Annotated in this window: 16 protein-coding genes; 7 read left to right on the top strand and 9 right to left on the bottom strand. The window is 67.9% G+C overall.

Annotated elements, in window-relative coordinates; all coding sequences use genetic code 11:
• Positions 1 to 72: 72 nt before the first annotated feature.
• Positions 73 to 1,350, bottom strand: coding sequence for an oxalate/formate MFS antiporter (gene oxlT / locus ACXJKQ_RS00340; protein ID WP_457103773.1), 1,278 nt, complete (start codon positions 1,348 to 1,350; stop codon positions 73 to 75).
• A gap of 479 nt (positions 1,351 to 1,829) precedes the next feature.
• Here oxlT and ACXJKQ_RS00335 point away from each other — a divergent pair, with 479 nt between their 5' ends.
• The 4 genes from ACXJKQ_RS00335 to ACXJKQ_RS00320 all read left to right on the top strand — a co-directional run bounded on the left by ACXJKQ_RS00335 (position 1,830) and on the right by ACXJKQ_RS00320 (position 4,886).
• Complete coding sequence (locus tag ACXJKQ_RS00335) at positions 1,830 to 2,522, top strand: GntR family transcriptional regulator (RefSeq protein WP_457103772.1); 693 nt, start codon at positions 1,830 to 1,832, stop codon at positions 2,520 to 2,522.
• A gap of 404 nt (positions 2,523 to 2,926) precedes the next feature.
• Entirely contained in the window at positions 2,927 to 3,079 is a 153-nt protein-coding gene (locus ACXJKQ_RS00330) for a hypothetical protein (protein ID WP_457103771.1), read from the top strand.
• A gap of 107 nt (positions 3,080 to 3,186) precedes the next feature.
• Positions 3,187 to 4,260, top strand: coding sequence for an HD-GYP domain-containing protein (locus ACXJKQ_RS00325; protein ID WP_457103770.1), 1,074 nt, complete (start codon positions 3,187 to 3,189; stop codon positions 4,258 to 4,260).
• A gap of 131 nt (positions 4,261 to 4,391) precedes the next feature.
• Positions 4,392 to 4,886 (top strand): CAP domain-containing protein, encoded by a 495-nt coding sequence (locus tag ACXJKQ_RS00320; protein ID WP_457103769.1) that lies wholly within the window; start codon positions 4,392 to 4,394, stop codon positions 4,884 to 4,886.
• Between the two features lie 14 nt (positions 4,887 to 4,900).
• Here ACXJKQ_RS00320 and recJ read toward each other — a convergent pair whose 3' ends face one another.
• From recJ to ACXJKQ_RS00285, 7 genes are all read right to left on the bottom strand, one after another.
• Positions 4,901 to 6,727, bottom strand: a complete 1,827-nt coding sequence (gene recJ, locus ACXJKQ_RS00315) for a single-stranded-DNA-specific exonuclease RecJ (protein WP_457103768.1) — start codon at positions 6,725 to 6,727, stop codon at positions 4,901 to 4,903.
• 127 nt (positions 6,728 to 6,854) lie between these two features.
• On the bottom strand, positions 6,855 to 8,252 hold the full coding sequence (locus tag ACXJKQ_RS00310; RefSeq protein WP_457103767.1) for an NAD(P)(+) transhydrogenase (Re/Si-specific) subunit beta: 1,398 nt from the start codon (positions 8,250 to 8,252) through the stop codon (positions 6,855 to 6,857).
• A 4-nt stretch (positions 8,253 to 8,256) separates the two neighbouring features.
• The gene (locus tag ACXJKQ_RS00305) at positions 8,257 to 8,712 is read right to left on the bottom strand and encodes a proton-translocating transhydrogenase family protein (protein ID WP_457103766.1); all 456 of its coding nucleotides are present in this window, start codon (positions 8,710 to 8,712) and stop codon (positions 8,257 to 8,259) included.
• 24 nt (positions 8,713 to 8,736) lie between these two features.
• Positions 8,737 to 9,954 carry a Re/Si-specific NAD(P)(+) transhydrogenase subunit alpha gene (locus ACXJKQ_RS00300; protein ID WP_457103765.1) on the bottom strand — a complete coding sequence of 406 codons (1,218 nt, stop codon included), beginning with the start codon at positions 9,952 to 9,954 and terminating at the stop codon, positions 8,737 to 8,739.
• 205 nt (positions 9,955 to 10,159) lie between these two features.
• Entirely contained in the window at positions 10,160 to 10,453 is a 294-nt protein-coding gene (locus ACXJKQ_RS00295) for an aa3-type cytochrome c oxidase subunit IV (protein WP_457103764.1), read from the bottom strand.
• A 122-nt stretch (positions 10,454 to 10,575) separates the two neighbouring features.
• A complete protein-coding gene (locus ACXJKQ_RS00290; protein ID WP_457103763.1) occupies positions 10,576 to 11,937 on the bottom strand; it encodes an ABC1 kinase family protein in 1,362 nt (453 codons plus the stop codon).
• 112 nt (positions 11,938 to 12,049) lie between these two features.
• Positions 12,050 to 13,921: a M3 family oligoendopeptidase gene (locus tag ACXJKQ_RS00285; RefSeq protein WP_457103762.1), complete on the bottom strand. Its 1,872-nt coding sequence runs from the start codon at positions 13,919 to 13,921 to the stop codon at positions 12,050 to 12,052.
• A gap of 248 nt (positions 13,922 to 14,169) precedes the next feature.
• Between ACXJKQ_RS00285 and ACXJKQ_RS00280 the strand changes: the two genes are divergently transcribed.
• The 3 genes from ACXJKQ_RS00280 (at position 14,170) to ACXJKQ_RS00270 (ending at position 19,537) form a co-directional block, all read left to right on the top strand.
• Positions 14,170 to 15,654: a sigma-54-dependent transcriptional regulator gene (locus tag ACXJKQ_RS00280; RefSeq protein WP_457103761.1), complete on the top strand. Its 1,485-nt coding sequence runs from the start codon at positions 14,170 to 14,172 to the stop codon at positions 15,652 to 15,654.
• 245 nt (positions 15,655 to 15,899) lie between these two features.
• Positions 15,900 to 17,906, top strand: coding sequence for a L,D-transpeptidase family protein (locus ACXJKQ_RS00275; protein ID WP_457103760.1), 2,007 nt, complete (start codon positions 15,900 to 15,902; stop codon positions 17,904 to 17,906).
• A 143-nt stretch (positions 17,907 to 18,049) separates the two neighbouring features.
• Positions 18,050 to 19,537: a DUF882 domain-containing protein gene (locus ACXJKQ_RS00270; RefSeq protein WP_457103759.1), complete on the top strand. Its 1,488-nt coding sequence runs from the start codon at positions 18,050 to 18,052 to the stop codon at positions 19,535 to 19,537.
• 78 nt (positions 19,538 to 19,615) lie between these two features.
• On the opposite strand, the gene ACXJKQ_RS00265 is transcribed toward ACXJKQ_RS00270, so the two are convergent.
• Entirely contained in the window at positions 19,616 to 19,870 is a 255-nt protein-coding gene (locus tag ACXJKQ_RS00265; protein WP_457103758.1) for a hypothetical protein, read from the bottom strand.
• Positions 19,871 to 19,981 lie beyond the last annotated feature (111 nt).

The following is a 19,981-nucleotide window of genomic DNA, read 5'->3' as shown; positions in this document are numbered from 1 at the left end:
GGTATGCAGGAAGCCCGGCGCCGTAAAGACGGCGCCGGGCTCATTCTTGTCCGTTCGATGCGACGGGCCGAGCTACTGAGCCAGGACCGGCGCGAGGCTCGCCTCGGGCTTCTTGGTGTAAGCGGCGCGCATCGGCTTCAGGACGAACAGCGCCAGCAGGGCCGCGATGATGTTGAGGGCTGCCGCCGCCAGGAACACCGTGTGCCAGCTTCCCGTCATGGTCGTCAGCACACTGGTATAGGGGACGATGAGGGCCGCCGTGCCTTTGGCCGTATACAGGAGCCCGGCATTGGTGGCGGCGTATTTCGAGCCGAATGTGTCACCGCAGGTCGCCGGGAACAGCGAGTAGATCTCGCCCCATGCGAAGAACACGAGGCCGGTCAGCAGCACGAAGGCGATCGGGTTCTGCCCGAACTGGCTCAGCGCGTAGATGCCGAGGCCCTCGATGGCGAACGACAGGAACATCGTATTCTCGCGGCCGATATGGTCGGAGACCCAGCCGAAGAACGGCCGCGTGACGCCGTTGAGCACCCGGTCGAGTGTCGCCGCGAAGGTCAGTGCCGGCAGCGTGATGCCCAGCAGCGAGACCGGAACATCGGCGATCTTGAAGTCCTTGGCGATCGGTCCGAGCTGCGCGGTGGCCATCAGACCGCCGGCCGCCATCATGACGAACATCGCGTACATGACCCAGAAGATCGGCGTCCGGACCATCTCGGAGGGCTTGAAGTCGCGCTTCGACTGGCTGACGCGGGCGACTTCGGGAACCTGCCCCTTCGCCGGCGACCGCAGGAACAGGGCGATGAGCATCACGATGACGCCCTGCCCGATGCCGAAGTAGAAGAACGCCGCCTCGTAACCCTGCGACTTGATCATCGCCTGGATCGGCACGACCGTGAGTGCCGAGCCGGCGCCGAAGCCCATCGCGGTGATGCCCGCGGCCAAGCCGCGGCGGTCGGGAAACCACTTCAGGGAGTTTCCGACGCACGTCCCATAGACCGCACCCGCACCGGTGCCGCCGATCGCAGCCGCGATGTACAGGACGGTGAGTGAATCAGCGTAGGAATTGATCACCCAGGCGATCGCGCACAGCAGGCCGCCGAACAAGGTGACGATCCGAGGGCCGTATTTGTCGACGAACCAGCCCTCGATCGGAACGAGCCACGTCTCGGTGACGACGAACAGCGTGAACGCGACCTGGATCGCCGCCCGATCCCAGCCGTGACGCTCCTGCATCGGACTGACGAAGAAGGTCCAGCCGTACTGCATGTTGGCGATCATGCACATGCACACGACGCCGAAGGCAAGTTGCAGCCAGCGGCCGCGGCCCGCCGGTTTGACGATGTCGGACATACCGTTCCCTCCTTGGCAGTATTATCGTTGGCATCTTGGCGCGAACCGGACTTATGCCCTGCGGCGGGGGAGCTTGGCAGGGTAAGTTGATCGCGCGTCTTCGAAAAATTCTTGGCCCGCAGGCAAATAAAGTCTCATGTGTTACGGCATTCGCGTCGCCATCAGCAGCGCAAGACTGATGGTCGACGGTATGCCAGCAGGATGGTGCTGATCCTGCGCGACACTGTCAATCGAACCTGCAGAAAAATACACGTTTCCCGCGTGGGATTAAAGCCGCCGACACGAACGTGGGACCGGAGGCGGCGGTCGACGGTTGCCGCTGCACAACTTCCGGAGAGCGAGGGCCGGCAATCGTCACAGGTCTGTGGGACCGGTCCGCAATCGACTAGGATCTTGCCAAGGTTTGCGTTAGTCCCCTTGGGAGCGCACGACAGAAAATGCGTGCGATACATCATGCATATGAGCTGACTGGACGAGGGATGTCGAATTCCGTACCGCTGAGCGTGAAGCCCATCGTCGCCAGCTCCAGTCTCCGGACCTTGGCCTATGAGGCGCTCAAGACGGCCATCACCAACATGGACATCTATGGGCGTCCGGACGAGGTGCGCCTCGACGAGCGGAAGCTGTCACAGGATCTCGGAGTCAGCCGCACACCGGTGCGCGAGGCGCTGACGGTTCTGGAGCAGGAAGGTTTCGTCCGGTCCGAGGCACGGCGCGGCGTCTTCGTGATCAAGAAGAACAAGCGTGAGATCGTCAGTATGATCCACGCCTGGACGGCTCTGGAGAGCATGGCCGCCCGCCTTGCCTGCACCCGCGCCACCGACCCACAGTTGAGGTCGCTCCGCGACGCCTTCCCCGAATTCTTCGAGGGGCAGCCCGCCGAGCACATTGACGAGTACTCGGATGCGAACATCCGTTTCCATCAGCGGATCATCGCGCTGGGTCACTGCGACGCGATCGCCGAACTGACCAGTAATCTCCTGATGCATGTGCGCGGCATTCGCAGCACCGCACTCCGCCAGGGCGACCGGGCGGAGCGGTCGATCCGTGAGCACGTGGCCATCATCTCCGCCCTTGAGGCGCGGGACGCAGACCTGGCCGAGCGCCTCGTGCGCGAGCACGGCCTCGGCTTGGCGCACCACGTCGATACCTACGGCGACTACCTCGACTGATCGACGTCGCCGGACCCGCCATGAAGGGGCGTGTACGGGTCGCCAGATCGTGGTGTGTCGGGACCTCATTTCCCGGGGACGGATCGTCTTATTCCGACCTCTAAAAGGCCGAGGATGACACCGCCGGCCTGCGAGCATGACGGGCCGGCTGCCTCAAATTCAATCGCCCACAAGGGTTGCGGCACCGCACCAATTGAATTTCCGATCTAGGCAGACGCCATGGCACTGGCCTGCCTTCGCACGCATGCAAACCGGCGATTGACGGACCTTCAAGCCCCTTGCCCGCATTCCATGCATGCTTCGCATGGACGGTATTCGTTATCTGGCATACCAGTTTGCAGAGCGATATGACATCTATCGCATCGCAACATAGAGCGGTGGCCGACACCGCGCCGGAGTGCCCGATGATCGCCAGCTTCCTCTTCATCTTCGTCGCCTTCGCAGCCTGCCAGGCCCTCCTGACCGTGAAGTTCGCCGACTTCCTCAGTGCGGCTCCCAAAGCCGGTCGCGCCTCGGTCGCCCAGACCCGCGACGTCGGGTCCGCCAAGCTCGCCTGAGGGTGGCCGTCGTGCGGATGCCGGAGACTGCGTAGGGTTAACGCTTTCCTCAAATTTTACCCGTATGGTCCACGGATCGTTGACCATGCGGCGAGGGAGCAACCGCGTTGGCCCTCGGCATCGCGTCGCGATTCTCGGACGGTCCCTTCGTCCTTCTCGTCTCGGACCGGCCGTCCGAACGGTCGGCGCTGGAACGAGCCATAGGCCTGGTCATGAATTGCCGGGCGCTGGCGCCCGGTGCGCCGCTCCCGGCCGAGCGCCCGCATGTCCTGATCCTGGACCTGCCGCCGACCCACACCGCAAGGCTCCAGGCGTCGCTCGACCATCAGGGTTCCCCGGTTCCCCGCCTCGTTCTCGTGCGCGGAGAGCCTGCGCCGGTCGCACCCCACTTGCGTCAGCTGCCGGCAGCGGCACCGAGGCAGGTCGTCCTGGCGACCGTTTTCGCCATGATCGAGGAGGCGACCCGCTCCGCCGAGATGCGCCAGCGGCGGCTCCTGGAGCGTGTGACCGGTGCCACCGCGATCGTGGCCGACCTGTTCGACAGCGTCGCCCTCGGCGCCAAGCTGCAGCGCGCCGATTTGGATCGCGGCACCGAGCTGGTTCTCGCAGCCGTGTCGGAGGTCGGCATCGGGGCGTGGCTCGCAGAAGTCTGGCGCCACGAGATCGGCGTCTATCAACACACCCTCGGTGTCGCCGGTCACGCCGCGACCTTCGGCGCGCAGATCGGGCTGGGTCGGACCGACCTGACGCGGCTGGTGCGCTCCTCGCTGCTGCACGACATCGGCAAGTCGCGCATCCCCGTCGAGATCCTGAACAAGCCGGGGCCGCTCAATCCCGAGGAGCTGCGGCTGATGCAGCGCCACCCCGACATCGGTGCCGACCTCCTTCGTGCCCAGGGTGACTTCGAGGAGGCGGTGGTCGACGTTGTGCGTCACCACCACGAGCGCCTCGATGGCAAAGGCTATCCCGACAGGCTGGCCGGGCCGGCGATCTCGGACCTAGTGCGGATCGTGACCATCTGCGACGTCTTCTCGGCCCTCACCGAGCGGCGCACGTATCGCCAACCCGCGAGCCCAGCGGAAGCCCTGGCGATCATGGTCGACAGCACGGGCCATCTGGACCTGGATCTCCTACGCGCCTTCGCCCCCTCGATGCTCGGCGGCGAAGCCATGGCCGCCTAACCACGGCCGGCGTGGCGCGGACGCCACGCCGGAGCCGCCGTTGTGTCGATGGAGCCCGTCCGCCGCGCTTTCGCCGCAACCGAGCCGGAGGGAGGCGGCCGCTTCTCCACCGACTCCCGTGCGGACCGACCGTGCCGAAACTCAGCCTCGCCCTCGCCGCCATCCTCCTGATGGCCCTGACCGGATGCGGCGGCCTTTCGGTCACGCCCGACGCCACCGTCGAGACCGCCACCCATACTGCCGTGCTCGACGAAGTCGCGGCCGCGGCGGCGATCTCGGCCTACCGGGTCCAGCACGGCCTGAGTCCCGTCGTGGTCGACCCCACCCTGGTCAAGGCCGCGGCATTCCAGGCCGGCAACAACGCGCGTCACGGCCAGCTCAGCCACGAGATCGGCGGTAGCTTCACGTCGCGCATGGCCTCGGTCGGGCTGGCGAAGTCCTGGGCGGCCGAGAACCTCAGCGCCGGCTCCGAAACTCTTGAACAGGTACTCGACCGCTGGAAGGCGAGCCCCGAGCACAATAAGAACATGCTGCTTCCGCAGATCCGCAGGATCGGCATCGCCCGCGTCGACGCCCCGACAACCCGCTACAAGCGGTTCTGGGCACTCGTGATGGCGGGAACCTGACGATCCCGAATCCATCAGGGGTCCGCGGGCGCCAGATCGACGATCCGCAGCTGTGCCCGCTCCGCGCCGCGCCAGCGGTCGCAGGACAGTGTTCCCGCCACGTGCATCTCTCGCCCGATCCCGTTCAGCAAAGCCAGCCCGAGCGGGCGCTCGGCGGCCCGGAAGCAGATCGCGCCCACGGCCTGCCCATCGCGGCTGCGCAGGCGCGCCCTGACATGCCCCGATCCGACGATGCCGGCATCGACCAGCCGATGGCGGCCCAGGGCAAAGAGCGGCTCGGGCGCCCCCTGCCCATACGGGCCTGCCCGCTGCAGTAGGCGCACCGTCTCCGCCGTGGCACCGCCTGCACTGAGGCTTCCATCGATCAGCAAGGCATCGGCCGCCCGGGACACGGCGACGCTCGCCGCAAGCAGTGTCGCCAATCGGTCCTCGAAGCGCGGGATGTCGTCGGCCCGCAGGGTCACGCCCGCCGCCATGGCGTGGCCGCCGCCCTTGGTGGCGAGCCCGGCCTCGACGCAGGCCCGCACCGCGAGCCCCAGATCGGCCCCCGGGATCGAGCGCCCCGAGCCGGTGGCGCTGCCGTCAGGCCGGATGGCGAAGGCGAAGGCCGGCCGGTGGAAGCGCTCCTTGAGGCGTGAGGCGATCAGCCCGACGACGCCCGGATGCCACTCTTCATTGGCGGTCACCAGCACCGGGCGACCCGGATCGATGGTCAGGATACGGTCCATCTCGGCCTCGGCTTCCACGACCGCCTGCGCCTCGATCGCCTGACGTTCCCGATTGAGCCGATCGAGATCGGCGGCGATCCGGGCCGCCTCGACCGGATCCGACGTGGTGAGCAACCGGGCGCCGAGGGCCGAATCGCCGATGCGACCACCGGCATTGATCCGCGGTCCGAGCACGAAGCCAAGGTGCCACGCCTCCGGAGGTTCACCCAGCGATGCGGCATCCAGCAGGGCCGACAGACCCATACGTCCACGATGGCGCATGACCGTCAGGCCCTGTGTCACGAAGGCCCGGTTGAGGCCGGTCAGCGGCACGACGTCGGCGATGGTCGCGAGCGCCACGAGGTCAAGGGCGTCGGTGAGCTGAGGTTCGGGACGTTCGGGTCCGAAGAAGCCTTCGAGGCGAAGGGTCCGGCTCAACGCCACCAGGGTCAGGAACACGATCCCGGCGGCACAGAGGTGGCCCAGCCCCGAGAGGTCGTCGAGGCGATTGGGATTGACCACGGCGCGGGCCGGCGGCAGCACCTCGGAAGCGGCATGGTGATCGAGGACGATCACGTCGAGCCCGGACTTCTCGGCGTCTTCGAGGGGGCCGTGGCCGCTCGTGCCGCAATCGACGCAGACCAGCAGCGTCGCGCCTTCCGCCGCCAGCGCGGTGATGGCCGCGCTGTTCGGCCCGTAACCTTCAGTGATGCGGTCGGGGATGTGGATCGGCGCCCTCAGGCCCAGCCCGCGGAGGTACCCGGCGAGAAGCGCCGCGCTCGCGGCTCCGTCGACGTCGTAGTCGCCGAACACCGCCACGGTCTCGCCCCGGCGCACCGCTCGGACCAGCCGGCGGACAGCCGCCTCCATGTCGAGGAGCGTGTTCGGATCCGGCATCAGATCCCGCAGCCGCGGCGCCAAGTGGCGGGGCGCGGCCTCCGGAACGATCCCGCGCCCCGCGAGCACGCGGGCGAGCAGTTCCGGCAGACCGTGGGCCTGGACCATCTTGGCGATGTGGTTCTGGACGCTCGCGCCGCCGCAGCGCTCCTGCCAGCGTCGGCCGGTCACGGAGGCGGCGACGCCGAGGAAGGGCGGCGGATCGATCGGGAGCGGGGCGGACGACACGGAGGACATCTTACACCGGGTCAGCGGCGGAATCTTGCGCGCGTCCGTAACAGTGCCGGGGAGCGCGCGCGGGCGCCACAACGAGAAAGGGCGGGCATCGCTGCCCGCCCTCGTACGCGCGACTCGAGCCTGCGGTTCAGAGCGATTTGAGAATGCTGTCGACGACCTTCTTGGCATCGCCGAACAACATCATGGTGTTATCGCGGAAGAATACCTCGTTCTCGACACCCGCGTAGCCGGAGCCCATGCCGCGCTTGATGAACAACACGGTCTTGGCCTTCTCCACGTCGAGGATCGGCATGCCGTAGATCGGCGAGGCCTTGTCGGTCTTGGCGGCCGGGTTGGTGACGTCGTTGGCGCCGATCACGAAGGCGACATCCGCCTGCGGGAACTCGCCGTTGATGTCCTCCAACTCGAACACCTCGTCGTAGGGCACGTTCGCCTCCGCGAGGAGCACGTTCATGTGCCCAGGCATGCGGCCCGCTACCGGATGGATGGCGTACTTCACGTCGACGCCTTCCTTCTTCAGCATGTCCGCCATCTCGCGCAGTGAGTGCTGGGCCTGGGCGACCGCCATGCCGTAGCCGGGGACGATGATCACCCGCTCGGCATTCTTCATGATGTAAGCCGCGTCGTCGGCCGAACCCTGCTTCACCGGACGCGTCTCGACCTGCCCGGAGCCGGCCGCGGCCGTGTCGCCGCCGAAGCCGCCGAGGATCACCGAGATGAACGACCGGTTCATCGCGTGGCACATGATGTAGGACAGGATCGCGCCCGACGAGCCCACCAGCGAGCCGGTGATGATGAGCGCGAGATTGCCCAGGGTGAAGCCGATGCCGGCCGCCGCCCAGCCCGAATAGGAGTTGAGCATCGACACGACCACCGGCATGTCGGCGCCACCGATCGGGATGATGATCAGGCCGCCGAGCACCAGCGAGGCGATGACGATCAGCCAGAACACGGCCTTCGACTCGGTGCCGATGAACAGCGCGAGCAGCAGGACAAGGCCGGCGGCCAGCAGCGCGTTGATCAGGTGGCGCTGCGGCAGCATGATCGGCTTGCCGGACATCCGACCGTCGAGCTTCGCAAAGGCAATCACCGAACCCGTGAAGGTAATGGCGCCGATGGCGACGCCCAGGCCCATCTCGAACAGCGACTGCTTGTGATAGTGGCCGTTCTCGATGATGCCGAAGGCCTGCGGCGCGTAGAGGGCGCCCGCTGCCACGAACACCGCCGCGAGGCCGACCAGCGAGTGGAAGGCCGCCACGAGCTGCGGCATCGCGGTCATCGACACGCGCTTGGCGATCACCGCGCCGGCGCCGCCGCCGATACCGAGGCCGAGCAGCACCAGGATCCAGGCGCCGAACCCGGCCGGCGGATGCCCGACCAGGGTGGTCAGGATCGCGAGCCCCATGCCGACCATGCCGTACAGGTTGCCCTGACGGGAGGTGGTGGGGTGCGAGAGCCCCCGCAGCGCCATGATGAACAGGACGCCGGAGACGATATAGAGAAGGGAGGAGACGTTCTCTGACACGAGCTCAGCCCTTCTTCTTGTACATGCTGAGCATGCGCTGCGTGACGAGGAAGCCCCCGAAGATATTCACGCTGGCAAGCACGATGCCGATGAAGCCGAAAAACCGGGCGAGGCCGGTGCCCTTCTCGATCAGCGGGACGCCGACCGCGAGGATCGCGCCGACGATGATCACCGACGAGATCGCGTTGGTGACCGACATCAGCGGCGTATGGAGCGCCGGGGTCACCGACCAGACGACGTAATAGCCGACGAAGATCGCCAGAACGAAGATCGCCAGACGGAAGACCGTCGGATCCACGGCGCCGCCGGTTGCTGCGCTCAATCCGTGACCCATGCCGTCGGCGATGACCTGGGCCTGATCGGCGGCGTTGCGCGCCACCGCGGCCGCCGCGCGGGCGGCATCGGCGAGCACGCGGGCCTGATCGGCCGCCTGATCGGGAGGGACGATGACGGTTGCCATTCTGCTACTCCTCTCGACCGGACTTCACTGCGTGCCGGCCGGAGCGGCCTTGCCGGCCTCCGGCTTGGCAAGGCCGACGGACGCGGCTTCCGAGGCCGGACCCTCGCTCTTGGGCTGGAAGGATGCGTGCACGACCGATCCATCACGGGTGAGGTTGGTGGCCTTCACCAGTTCGTCGTCCCACTTGACGGCCAGCGCCTTCGTCTCCTTGTCGATCAAGGTCTCGACGAAGGCGTAGAGGTTGCGGGCGTAGAGGCTCGATGCCGTCGCGGCGAGGCGCCCCGGCACGTTGACGTGACCGACGATCTTCACGCCACGGTCGTTGACCACGACCTCGCCGGCCTTCGCGCCGGCGACGTTGCCGCCGCGCTCGACAGCCAGATCCACCAGCACCGAGCCCGGCTTCATCGAGGCCACCATCTCCTCTGAGACGAGCTTCGGCGCCGGGCGCCCCGGGATCAGCGCCGTGGTGATCACGATATCCTGCTTGGCGATGTGGCCCTTGACCAGCTCCGCCTGCTTGGCCTGATAGCCCGCCGACATCTCCTTGGCGTAGCCGCCCGCGGTCTCGGCCTGCTTGAACTCGTCGTCTTCGACCGCGACGAACTTCGCGCCGAGGGACTCCACCTGCTCCTTGGTGGCGGGGCGGACGTCGGTCGCAGTGACGACGGCGCCGAGGCGACGGGCCGTGGCGATAGCCTGGAGGCCGGCGACGCCGACGCCCATGACGAACACCCGCGCTGCCGGCACCGTGCCGGCAGCGGTCATCATCATCGGCATGGCCCGGCCGTATTCGGCGGCGCCGTCGACAACGGCGCGATAGCCCGCGAGATTCGCCTGGGACGAGAGGACGTCCATCACTTGCGCGCGAGTGATGCGCGGCATCAGCTCCATCGCGAAGCCGTCGATCCCCGCATCGGCCATCGCCTTCAGCGCGCTCTCGTTGCCGTAGGGATCCATGATCGCGATCACGGAGGTGCCGCGCTTGAAATGCGGAAGTTCCTCGGCGCTCGGCCGGCGCACCTTGAGGACTAGATCGGCATCGCGCGCCGCGTCGGCCGCGCTTCCGGCAACGCTGGCACCGGCGGCTTCGTACTCAGCGTCCAGGAAACCGGCCTTCTGGCCCGCCCCGGATTGCACGATGACGTCGGCGCCGAGCGACTTGAACTTCTTGACGGTCTCGGGAACCGCGGCCACGCGCGGTTCCGCGGAGTCCGTCTCGGACAGCACAGCAATGCGCATGCGAGGTTTCCCCTGGATAAGCTCGGCCCTCCGAATGCGCGAAACGGCGACGCTTTTCGAGGGGCGGATCTACGATACAGCGAAGGAACCGGTGGGAATGTAACTTGCGCCCAATTTAATTGACGGCCACGAATATCCTATCCGCTCGCGTGCCTGCGAGCGGAGCCGTCACCTCTGGGCGGTCAGCTGCGTCCGTCCCGTCGGCTCACGCGAAGAAGAGATAGAGGACCAGGAGAATGCCGACGACCAGCGGCCCCCGCCAGCCAACGGCAGGCGCCAGAGCGCCGACGGCACCGGCCGCTCCGGAGGCGATCACGCCCACGATCGCCAGCAGCCACGCTTCGCGGATGCCGCCGATAGCCAGGGCCAACACCCAGCAGATCACGACGCCGGTGGCGATTTCGACGAACCGGACGAAGCCGCGGTAGGTCTGCTCGTGAGTCCTCGCATCCATCGCCGGGCTGTAGGTGTGCCCGGCCACCGTGTCACTCTCGGCCATCGTGCGCTCGTTTCCCTAAGACGCGACTTCTTGCGGTCCCGTCGGGATGTAGCTCAAGCTCTTACCTGCCGCAATCGGACGCACGCAAGTTGATCGCTCTCCCGGTGGATGCCCGGGCCGGGTCACGCCGGCTGCGGCAGTCCGGCCTCGGCGAGCGCGCGACCCTGCCGCTCGGCGAGTTTGTCCAGGGAAAAGTGCTCGATCTCAGCCTCGAACAACCGGTGGTAGTTCAGTTCGGACTTCAGGTGGAGAAACACGGCGCCGAGACCCACGGCCGCCCGATCCATGAACACGAATTCCTGCGGAACGGTCACGGGTCCGCGCTCTTTGAGCGCCTGATGCACCTGGAAGGCCTGCCGGCGGCCGTATTCGCCCGGCTTGACACCGTCCGCCACGGTTCGGGTGCGATCCTCGAGCAGTGGCCCGTAAATGAAACGCGCCCAGATGTTCAGGATCTCGATCTTCTCATTGTCGAGATTCTTGAACCCCCAGACTTCGTAGGCATGGACGATGCGGGCATTGTCGTTCTCGAGAAGGCCGCGATAGAGGTCGACGACGCCGCCGACGAAACGCGGATGGAAGATCCGCACGCAGCCATAGTCGAGGAGATTGATCCCGGCAGCTTCGCCCGCCTCCGAGAAGACGGTGTAGTTTCCGAGATGGGGATCGCCGTGAATCACCGCGGCGCGGCTGAACGGATGCCACCACGCCTTGAACATCGCTTGGGCGATGCGGTTGCGGATCTCGACCGGCTCCTCGGCGAACCCGAGGATCCGGTCACCGTCCAGCCAGCCCAGCGTGAGCAGGCGCTTGGTTGACAGATCGGGGTGAACGCGCGGCACCCGCACCGCCGCGATGTCCTTCAGCACGGCGCCGTAAAGGGCCGCGTGCTTGGCCTCGCGCTCGTAGTCGAGCTCCTCGCGCACACGGGCGCCGATCTCCTTGGCGATCTCGCGGGTGTCGAGCCAGCTGTTCATGCGCCTGTGGAGCGCGAAGGCGACCTCCAGCTGCTTCAGATCGGCTTCCACCGCCGATTGCATGTCCGGATACTGGAGCTTGCAGGCAAGCCGATCACCGCCCTTCGAGGTGGCGCGATGAACCTGCCCCAGGGAGGCGGCGGCGGCGGGCTTGAGGTCGAAGCTTCCGAACCGCGCCTGCCAGCCCGCGCCCAGCTCGGATTGCATCCGCCGCCGGACGAAGGCCGCGCCCATCGGCGGTGCGTCCGCCTGGAGCTTCTGCAGTTCGGCCGCGTATTCGGGCGGCAGCAGGTCCGGCACGGTGGCCAGCAACTGGGCCACCTTCATGATCGGACCCTTCAGGCCGCCCAGCGCTTGTGCGAGGGCGGCCGCGTTGGTGGTGCCTTCCTTCCCGAACAAGCGGGACATGGCCATCCGGGCGGCGACGCCGCCGACATTGGCGCCCACGCTGGCGTAGCGCCCGGCACGGGCGGAGAAGCGGTTGGCTTCGCGATCGGTCTCGGCCATCTCTCGATCTGCTTGTCTGCTGTCGAAACGCAGATAAGCCGCGCTCCGGTCCGAACCAGGGGCGTGGGTCCCTGCGCCGCGGGGCGCAGGGCCGCGAAGCGCACGCGTCCGGTCAGGCCTGTCCTTCCATGCCCTCCAGCTCGGCGATCATCCCCTCGATCATCCCGAGCCCGATCTGCCAGAAGCCCGGGTCCTTGGCGTCGAGGCCGAAGGGGGCGAGCAGCTCGCCATACGGCTTCGAGCCGCCGGCCGAGAGCAGCGCGAAATACCGCTCCACGAAGCCCCCCTCGGCCCGGGCATAGACACCGTAGAGCGAGTTCACGAGGCAGTCGCCGAACGCATACGCGTAGACGTAGAACGGCGAGTGGATGAAGTGCGGGATGTAGGCCCAGAACGGCTCGTAACCGGAATCGAGCGTGATGGCCGGGCCGAGGGATTCCGCCTGCACCGACAGCCACAGGGCATTGATCTGATCGGTGGTCAGCTCGCCCTTTGCGCGGGCGAGGTGGACCTTCCGCTCGAACGAGTAGAAGGCGATCTGGCGTACCACCGTGTTGATCATGTCCTCGACCTTGGCGGCGAGCATGGCCCGGCGCTGGGTCGTGTCGGTGGTGGCGGCGAGCAACTTGCGGAAGGTCAGCATCTCGCCGAACACGCTTGCCGTCTCAGCGAGCGTCAGGGGGGTCGGCGCCATCAGCGCGCCGTTCGGGCCAGCCAGAACCTGGTGGACGCCGTGGCCGAGCTCATGGGCGAGCGTCATCACGTCCCGCGGCTTGCCCTGATAATTGACCAGCACGTAGGGGTGTACCGACGGCACGGTCGGGTGCGCGAAGGCGCCCGGGGCCTTGCCGGGGCGGGTGGGCGCATCGATCCAGCGCTCATCAAAGAAGCGCCGCGCGATTCCCGCCATCTTCGGCGAGAACGCGTCGTAGGCCGACAGCACCGTGTCGCGGGCCTCGGTCCAGGGAATCGTCCGCTGCTCGACCTTCGGCAGCGGCGCATTGCGATCCCAGTAAGGCAGCGAAGCCTGCCCGAACCACTTGGCTTTCAACGCGTAGTAGCGGTGAGACAGGCGCGGATAGGCCGCCCTCACGGCGTCGACCAGGGCCTCCACCACCTCCGGCTCGACTCGGTTCGACAGGTGACGGGCTTCGGCCACATCCTTGAAGCCGCGCCAGCGGTCGGAGATCTCCTTGTCCTTGGCCAGGGTGTTGGTGATCAGCGTGAACACGCGCAGCTGACTACGAAGCACCCCGCTGATCGCCCCGGCGGCCTCCCTGCGGATGGCTCCGTCCGGATCCTGGAGCTTGTTGAGGGTCGGCTCCAGGGGCATCTCCTCGCCCTGGACTATAAATCGCAGGGAGGCGATCGTCTCGTTGAACAGCCGGTCCCAGGCGGCATTCGACGTCACCGACTTCTCGAGGAACAGCTTCTCGGTGCGATCGTCGAGCTGATGCGGCTTCTCCCGGCGCAGGTCCTCGATCCAGGGCGCGAAGCCGGCGAGCGGCCCGTCCGCCATCACGCCGTTCATCGTCGCATCGTCGACCCGATTCAGCTCTAGGGCGAAGAACAGGAGATCCGCGGAGGCGCTGGTCAGGCGCTCGCGGGTGTCGCCATAGAACTTGGCCCGCGCCTCGTCCGTGGTGTCGCCGGAATAGACGAGACCCGCGAAGGACATCAGCTTGCCCAGCAGATCCTCGATCCCCTCGTAGGTGCGCACCGCCTCGGCCAGCCGCGCGGAGGCGTCCGGTCCCGCGGCGAGGTCGGCGATGCGGCCGGCATAGGCCTCAGAGAACCGGCGGCACTCCTCCTCGGCGCGTGTCATGTCGCCGGAGAATTTCGGGTCATCGAGGCCGGAATAGAGGTCCGAGAGATCCCATTCCGGAAGATGGCCGAGGTCGGCGGCCTTCGCGGCGGCGCGCGCGGCGCTGACGCCCTCCGGCAGACGGACGTTCACCGGCGAGGCGGTGTGGCTCGGCATCATGTCGTGCAATCCTTTCAGCGGCTCTGCCCCCTAGCCTGATATCGAGCGTGCCGCCACGCGTTCAACGCGGCCGCGTCGCCCGTTTGCCGGGCAACGGACGACGAGCCGACGCAAACGTCGTTAAGCGGCACTTTACGTCTGTGGGTCACGCTCCGGCTCGAAACGAAACAGTCGCCGAATCGGAGCCCGCGGGCGGGGATGACCCCATGTGGCGCGTCCGGCCTTCGCGCGGCGTTCAGGGAGCCGTCATGTCCGCCACCGTGCTCATCGTGGATGACGATCCGGTCCAGCGGCGCCTCGCCGAGGCGGCGGTGCGCCGTTTCGGCTACGAGCCGCGGGTCGCCGAAACAGGGGCGGACGCGCTGACCCTGCTGAAAACCGAGGGCGCGGACGTCGTGCTCCTCGACCTCGTCATGCCGGGCCTCGACGGACTTGGGGTCCTGGCCGAGATGCGCAAAGGCGGCCTCGCCACCCCGGTCATCGTCCAGACCTCCAACGGTTCCATCGACACGGTGGTCAGCGCCATGCGCGCCGGCGCTGTCGACTTCGTGGTCAAGCCCGCCGGTGCGGAGCGGCTGCAGGTGTCGATCAAGAACGCCCTGCGGGTCGATACGCTGGAGGAAGAGGTGCGCCGTATGCGCCGCCGCGCTTCCGGAGTGCTGACCTTCAAGGATCTCACCTCCAAGAGCCCCGACATGGAGCGGGTGATCCGTCTGGCCGAGCGGGCCGCGAAGTCGAACATCCCGGTCCTGATCGAGGGCGAGTCCGGCGTTGGCAAGGAGGTGCTGGCCCGGGCGATCCAGGGTTCCGGCGATCGGCGCGGAAAGCCGTTCGTGACGGTCAATTGCGGGGCGATCCCCGAGAACCTCGTGGAATCGACCCTGTTCGGCCACGAGAAGGGGGCGTTCACGGGCGCCACCGAGAAGCATGCCGGCAAGTTCGTCGAGGCCTCCGGCGGCACGCTGTTCCTCGACGAGATCGGCGAGCTGCCGCTGGACGCACAGGTCAAGCTGCTCCGCGCCCTTCAGGAAGGCGAGGTCGATCCCGTCGGCGGCAAGCGCTCCGTCCGGGTGGATATCCGCCTCGTCTCGGCGACCAACCGGTCGCTCCTCGACCTCGTCAAGCAAGGCAAGTTTCGCGAGGATCTCTATTATCGCCTGAACGTGTTCCCCATGACTCTGCCACCCCTGCGGGCGCGGCGCGAGGACATTCCCGATCTGGTGCGCTCGTTCTGCGCGCGGTTCTCTGCCGAGGAGGGCAAGCGGGTGCGGGCCATCACCCCGGAGGCGATGGCGCTGCTCACGCGCTATCCATGGCCGGGCAACGTCCGCCAGCTGGAAAATGCCCTGTTCCGGGCCGTCGTGCTCGCGGACGGCGACGAGCTGACGGTTGCTGAGTTTCCGCAGATCGCCGCGCAGGTCGAGGGATTCGACGTCCGGATTCCGCCGGCCCCGGTTCAGCCTCAGATGCCGGCCTATGCGCCCGAGCCGGTCCGCGAGATCGTGCGCGTCGAGGTGCGCGATCCGCACGCCATGTCTCTCGTCACGGAGGAGACGGGCGAGATGAAGCCGATGGACGTGCTGGAGGCGGAGATCATTCGCTACGCGCTCCAGTTCTATCGCCAACGGATGTCGGAGGTCTCGCGCCGCCTCGGCATCGGACGGTCGACGCTCTATCGCAAGCTCAAGGATCTGGGCCTGGAAGGCGACGAAAAGACTGAGGATGCCGCCTGATCGACAGGCGCGTGCGCTAACGCACCGGCCGACTTAAGCCGCTGCGATGTCGACGATCATTCGGCATTTCTGTTCGCTGCCGACGGAAGATTAGCTAGAACAATCCGTATGCAGCATTGAAAATGACACATTCATCTGCATGACCGGCATTCTATTCGCGACGACTGCGGTTGCTGATCGCCACGCTTGCGCGGATAATCACAATCTGAGCGTGCGGTCCTGCCGCCGCCCCCCGGGAGATCACGATGCGCGTCCCGCGCTCCAGCCTTATCGCGCTGGCCGCACTCCTCACCGGCACGCTGGCCTCGGCCGGTGCTCCCCGCGCCGAGACGGTCTCCCTGGACCAGCCGCCGGCTGATGCACCCGCGTCGCAGCCGCTGATGCCGGCCGCGCCGGCAGGCCCTCCGGACTCGGTCTCGACGGCGCTTCCCGATTACAAGCCGGAGACGTCACCCGCGGAGCCCGCGACGGCCCCTGCGGCAGCTGCCCCGGTCGCTCCGACAGATCCCCTCGGCGCCGCGATCTTCGCGCGCGTCTCGGATTCCGCGCCGCTTCTGCTGCGCCTGACCGGCAAGGAACGCGATGCGATCCGGGCGTTCTACGAGGCCCGAGCCTACAAGCCGCTCTGGATCGCTGGCGGTACCTGGAGCGAAACCGCGAAGGCCGTTTCGGCGCGGCTGGCAGCTGCGGCCGATGACGGTCTCGACGGCCGCGCCTACCCGACCCCGACCCTCGCCGACAAGCCGGACGAGAAGGCGGTGGCCGATGCCGATCTCCGTCTGTCCGCGGCGGCCGTGCTCTATGCTCGGGATGCGCGCGGCGGCCGGATCAATCTGGCGTCGATCTCCCGGTTGATCACGCCGCATCTCGACCTGCCCGCCGGGAACGAGGTGCTGGCCAAACTCGGTGAATCCGGGGCGAAGGCCGGCGACGTCCTCCAGGCCTACAATCCCGCGACGCCGGGCTATCGGGCTCTGAAGGCGCGGCTCGCGGCCCTGCGCGGCCCGGCGCCCACGGCCGTCAAGCCGCTGCGCCTGCCAGCTGGTCCGGCCCTGCGCGTCGGCATGCGCGACGCGCGCGTGGCGCTGCTGCGGGCGCATTTCGATCTCGAAAGCCGCCCGTCCGGGACCTTCGATCGGGGGCCGGGCGAGCCGGAGGAATACGATAGCGTCGTCGCCGATGCGGTCGCCAAGTTCCAGCGCGGCCGCGGCCTGCCGGGCAACGGTGTCCTGAATGTCCAGACCGTGCTCGCCCTCGCCGATGCCGGACGCGCGGCGCGTCCGACCGGCGGGGAGTCCGAACTGATCGTCAACATGGAGCGCTGGCGCTGGCTGCCGGGCGAACTGGGATCGGATTACATCCTGGTCAACGTTCCGGAATACCGCCTGCGCGCCTACCGGGGCGGTGTCCTGCGGGACGAGGCCCGGGTCATTGTGGGCAAGCCGGAATCGCGCACGCCTCTGTTCTCGGGGCTGATGGAATACGCGGTCGTCAACCCGTCTTGGTATGTTCCGCCTTCGATCCTGAAGACGATGGCGCCGAAGCTCGCCGGCTACGGCGGCAAGACCTGGGGCGGCTACGAGGTCGTGCGCCGCGGCGGCCACGTCTCGCTGCGCCAGCCTCCGGGTGAGCGGAATGCGCTGGGCTTCATCAAGTTCATGTTTCCGAACCAGCACGCCGTCTACCTGCACGATACGCCGAATCGCTCGCTGTTCTCCGCATCGAAGCGGGACTTCAGCCACGGCTGTGTGCGCGTCGACGATCCGTTCCGCCTCGCCGACGTGGTGCTCCCGGATTGGTCCGAGGACCGGCTGAAGAAGCTGATCGGCAAGGGGGAGCGCACGATCCGTCTTCCGGAGAAGCTGCCGGTCCACCTCGCTTACTTCACCGCCTACGTGGACGATGGCGGCACCTACCGCACGCTTCCGGACCTCTACGGCTACGATGCGCCGATGCGCGCAGCTCTCGGGCTGCCCGGCGGCGGCGGCCCGGCCATCGCCCGGCTGCCGGACGAGCCGAGCCGGCGGAAGGCCGAGCGCGCGCCCGTGCAACCGGCGCGGACGGTCCAGCGCCGGGCGCCCCATCGGCCCGTCGCCGGCGCCGAGCCATGGCCGTCGGGCCGTTACGAGCAGGCGGAGACGCCGCGGCGTCCCGTGCGCCGCGCCGCGCGGGCCGACAGCGCGCCGGAATACGGTGAGCCCGGTCTCTGGACGCCCGCGCCGCAGCAGCCGGCGCCGCGCGGCTGGTGGTAGACGGCGCCAGCGATCCGCAACTTTCAGGTGCGCAATCGCACGGCCGGGCACGATTTCGCCACGGTCGAGCTTTAGCCGTAACGCCCGTAAGACCGGGCCGCAGACCGCCCGATCAAGGTCGTCGGGAGAGGATCAGGACCGTCGTGCCCAGTCTCCCGCGCGCCGTCAGGCACCTCGCCCTCGCCCTGTCGGGCCTCGTCCTCGGTCTGGTCGCCGGCACGGCCGAAACCGAGAACGCGGTCGCCAATGGCGACACCCGCTCCCTGACGATCTACCACACGCACACGCAGGAAAGCGCGACGATCACCTTCAGGCGCGACGGCCGCTACGATCGGGCGGCCCTCGATCAGCTGAACTGGCTCCTGCGCGACTGGCGGGTGAACGAGCCCATCAAGATGGATCCCCGGCTGTTCGATACGGTCTGGGAAGCCTACCGTCAGGTCGGCTCGAGCCAGCCCATCCATATCGTGTCGGCGTATCGGTCCCCGGGGACCAACGCGATGCTGCGCCGCCGCTCCAAGATGGTCGCCGAGTACAGCCAGCACATGCTCGGCAAGGCGATGGATTTCTTCATTCCGGACGTGTCGATCGACCGGATCCGCGAAGTCGGTCTGCAGATGCAACGGGGCGGCGTCGGTTGGTATCCCCATGCCGGCACGCCCTTCGTGCATCTCGATGTCGGCTCCGTACGGATGTGGCCGCGCATGACCCACGATCAGCTGGCCCGGCTGTTCCCCGACGGAAAGACGGTCCTCCTGCCAAGCGACAACCGGCCCTTCCCCCGCTACGAAGAGGCCAAGGCCGAGATCCTCGCCCGCGGCGGCACCGTGGCGGGCATCACGACCCAGATGGCCGGCGGCGAGGAAGAGGATGGCCCCGGCCTGTTCGGTTTCCTGGCCAGCCTCTTCGGCGGCGGCCGCTCAGCGCCCGAACCGGCGACGGCGCAGCCACAGGTCGCCCAGGCGAAGAAGCCGGCGCGCGTTCCCGTCGTCGCCGTGGCGAGTGCGGACCCGCAGGACCCGGTGGGGACCCGGGCCGCCCTCGCCTACGCGGCGCCCGCCGCCGACGACGCCTTGCGCGGCGCGGCGCTGATCAAGTCCGCCGGCACCAAGCCGCTCGATGCGCAGTCTCTCCTGACCACCGGTCGGCCGGCGGCTGCCGAGGACGCCATTCCCGCCGTGACGGCACCGCTTCCGCCGCGGCGCCCCTCGGATCTGGCCGCCGTGGTGGCGAGCCTGACCATGCCGCTGCCGCCGCCGCGCCCGGTCCAGCTCGCGGCCCTCGATGGCGGCATGGCCAATCTGCCCTCCGCCGTCGACATCCGCGCCCTGACCAAGCCGGTGGTGCCCGGCCCGGCCCAGGCCCGCGCCCTCGTGGCTCCGGATGCGGACGCCAAGGCGCAGTTGCGGGCTTTGTTCGATTCCGTGGCGGCGGGTCCCGTGGCGGCTCCCGCGAGCCGCACCGTTCCCGTCCATGTCGCCGTGACGCGGCTTCGAGACGCCGCCCCCGATGCCGTCGTGGCCGCCGCTCCCGATCGCGTCACGACGCGGTTCAGCCGGCGCAGCCCTGGCGACGACCTCACCGCCCGCTTCACAGGCTCGTCGGCGCGCGCGCTCACCGGGTCGCGCTGATCCACGTCGATCCCGCCCGCGTCGTAGAGCGCAGCGGTGCGATCGCCGGCGGATTGCCGCCGATAGCGGCCGTTCGGATCAGCGCAGCGGCTTGGAGAGATTGATCGCCAGGGCACCCATCAGGGTCGCTGCGTAGCTGTCGTCCTGCGTTCCGGCGATGCGTTCCGCCTCGCCGCCGCTATTGGCCGCCACCGACATCATCAGCATCACGGCCGTAACCACGGCGCCGAGCCCCGAGACGAGGGCGAGATAGGCGCGGACGGCGGCGCGCGGGACAGCCGCGACAGGCTCGATCTCGGCGAGGGACAGCGGCGATGAGCCGTGAGTGATCATGACGGCCGTTCCCGGCGGGCGACGATGAATTTGCGCGTGGACCAATCAGGGTGCCGCACGCGCTGACCGTTCGGATCTTAAACGCGCGATGACGAGCCGCGTTCGCGCGGA

It is taken from the genome of Methylobacterium sp. P5_C11, from assembly GCF_054049775.1.
Note: the sequence above shows the minus strand (reverse complement) of the source record. Positions and strands in the feature narration are given on the sequence as shown.

What these genes read in the sequence shown, in the direction of transcription:
- oxlT (WP_457103773.1), bottom strand. Translation starts at nt 1,350, where the DNA reads ATGTCCGACATCGTCAAACCGGCGGGCCGCGGCCGCTGGCTGCAACTT.
- ACXJKQ_RS00335 (WP_457103772.1), top strand. Translation starts at nt 1,830, where the DNA reads ATGTCGAATTCCGTACCGCTGAGCGTGAAGCCCATCGTCGCCAGCTCC.
- ACXJKQ_RS00330 (WP_457103771.1), top strand. Translation starts at nt 2,927, where the DNA reads ATGATCGCCAGCTTCCTCTTCATCTTCGTCGCCTTCGCAGCCTGCCAG.
- recJ (WP_457103768.1), bottom strand. Translation starts at nt 6,727, where the DNA reads ATGTCCTCCGTGTCGTCCGCCCCGCTCCCGATCGATCCGCCGCCCTTC.
- ACXJKQ_RS00305 (WP_457103766.1), bottom strand. Translation starts at nt 8,712, where the DNA reads ATGGCAACCGTCATCGTCCCTCCCGATCAGGCGGCCGATCAGGCCCGC.
- ACXJKQ_RS00300 (WP_457103765.1), bottom strand. Translation starts at nt 9,954, where the DNA reads ATGCGCATTGCTGTGCTGTCCGAGACGGACTCCGCGGAACCGCGCGTG.
- ACXJKQ_RS00295 (WP_457103764.1), bottom strand. Translation starts at nt 10,453, where the DNA reads ATGGCCGAGAGTGACACGGTGGCCGGGCACACCTACAGCCCGGCGATG.
- ACXJKQ_RS00290 (WP_457103763.1), bottom strand. Translation starts at nt 11,937, where the DNA reads ATGGCCGAGACCGATCGCGAAGCCAACCGCTTCTCCGCCCGTGCCGGG.
- ACXJKQ_RS00285 (WP_457103762.1), bottom strand. Translation starts at nt 13,921, where the DNA reads ATGATGCCGAGCCACACCGCCTCGCCGGTGAACGTCCGTCTGCCGGAG.
- ACXJKQ_RS00280 (WP_457103761.1), top strand. Translation starts at nt 14,170, where the DNA reads ATGTCCGCCACCGTGCTCATCGTGGATGACGATCCGGTCCAGCGGCGC.
- ACXJKQ_RS00275 (WP_457103760.1), top strand. Translation starts at nt 15,900, where the DNA reads ATGCGCGTCCCGCGCTCCAGCCTTATCGCGCTGGCCGCACTCCTCACC.
- ACXJKQ_RS00265 (WP_457103758.1), bottom strand. Translation starts at nt 19,870, where the DNA reads ATGATCACTCACGGCTCATCGCCGCTGTCCCTCGCCGAGATCGAGCCT.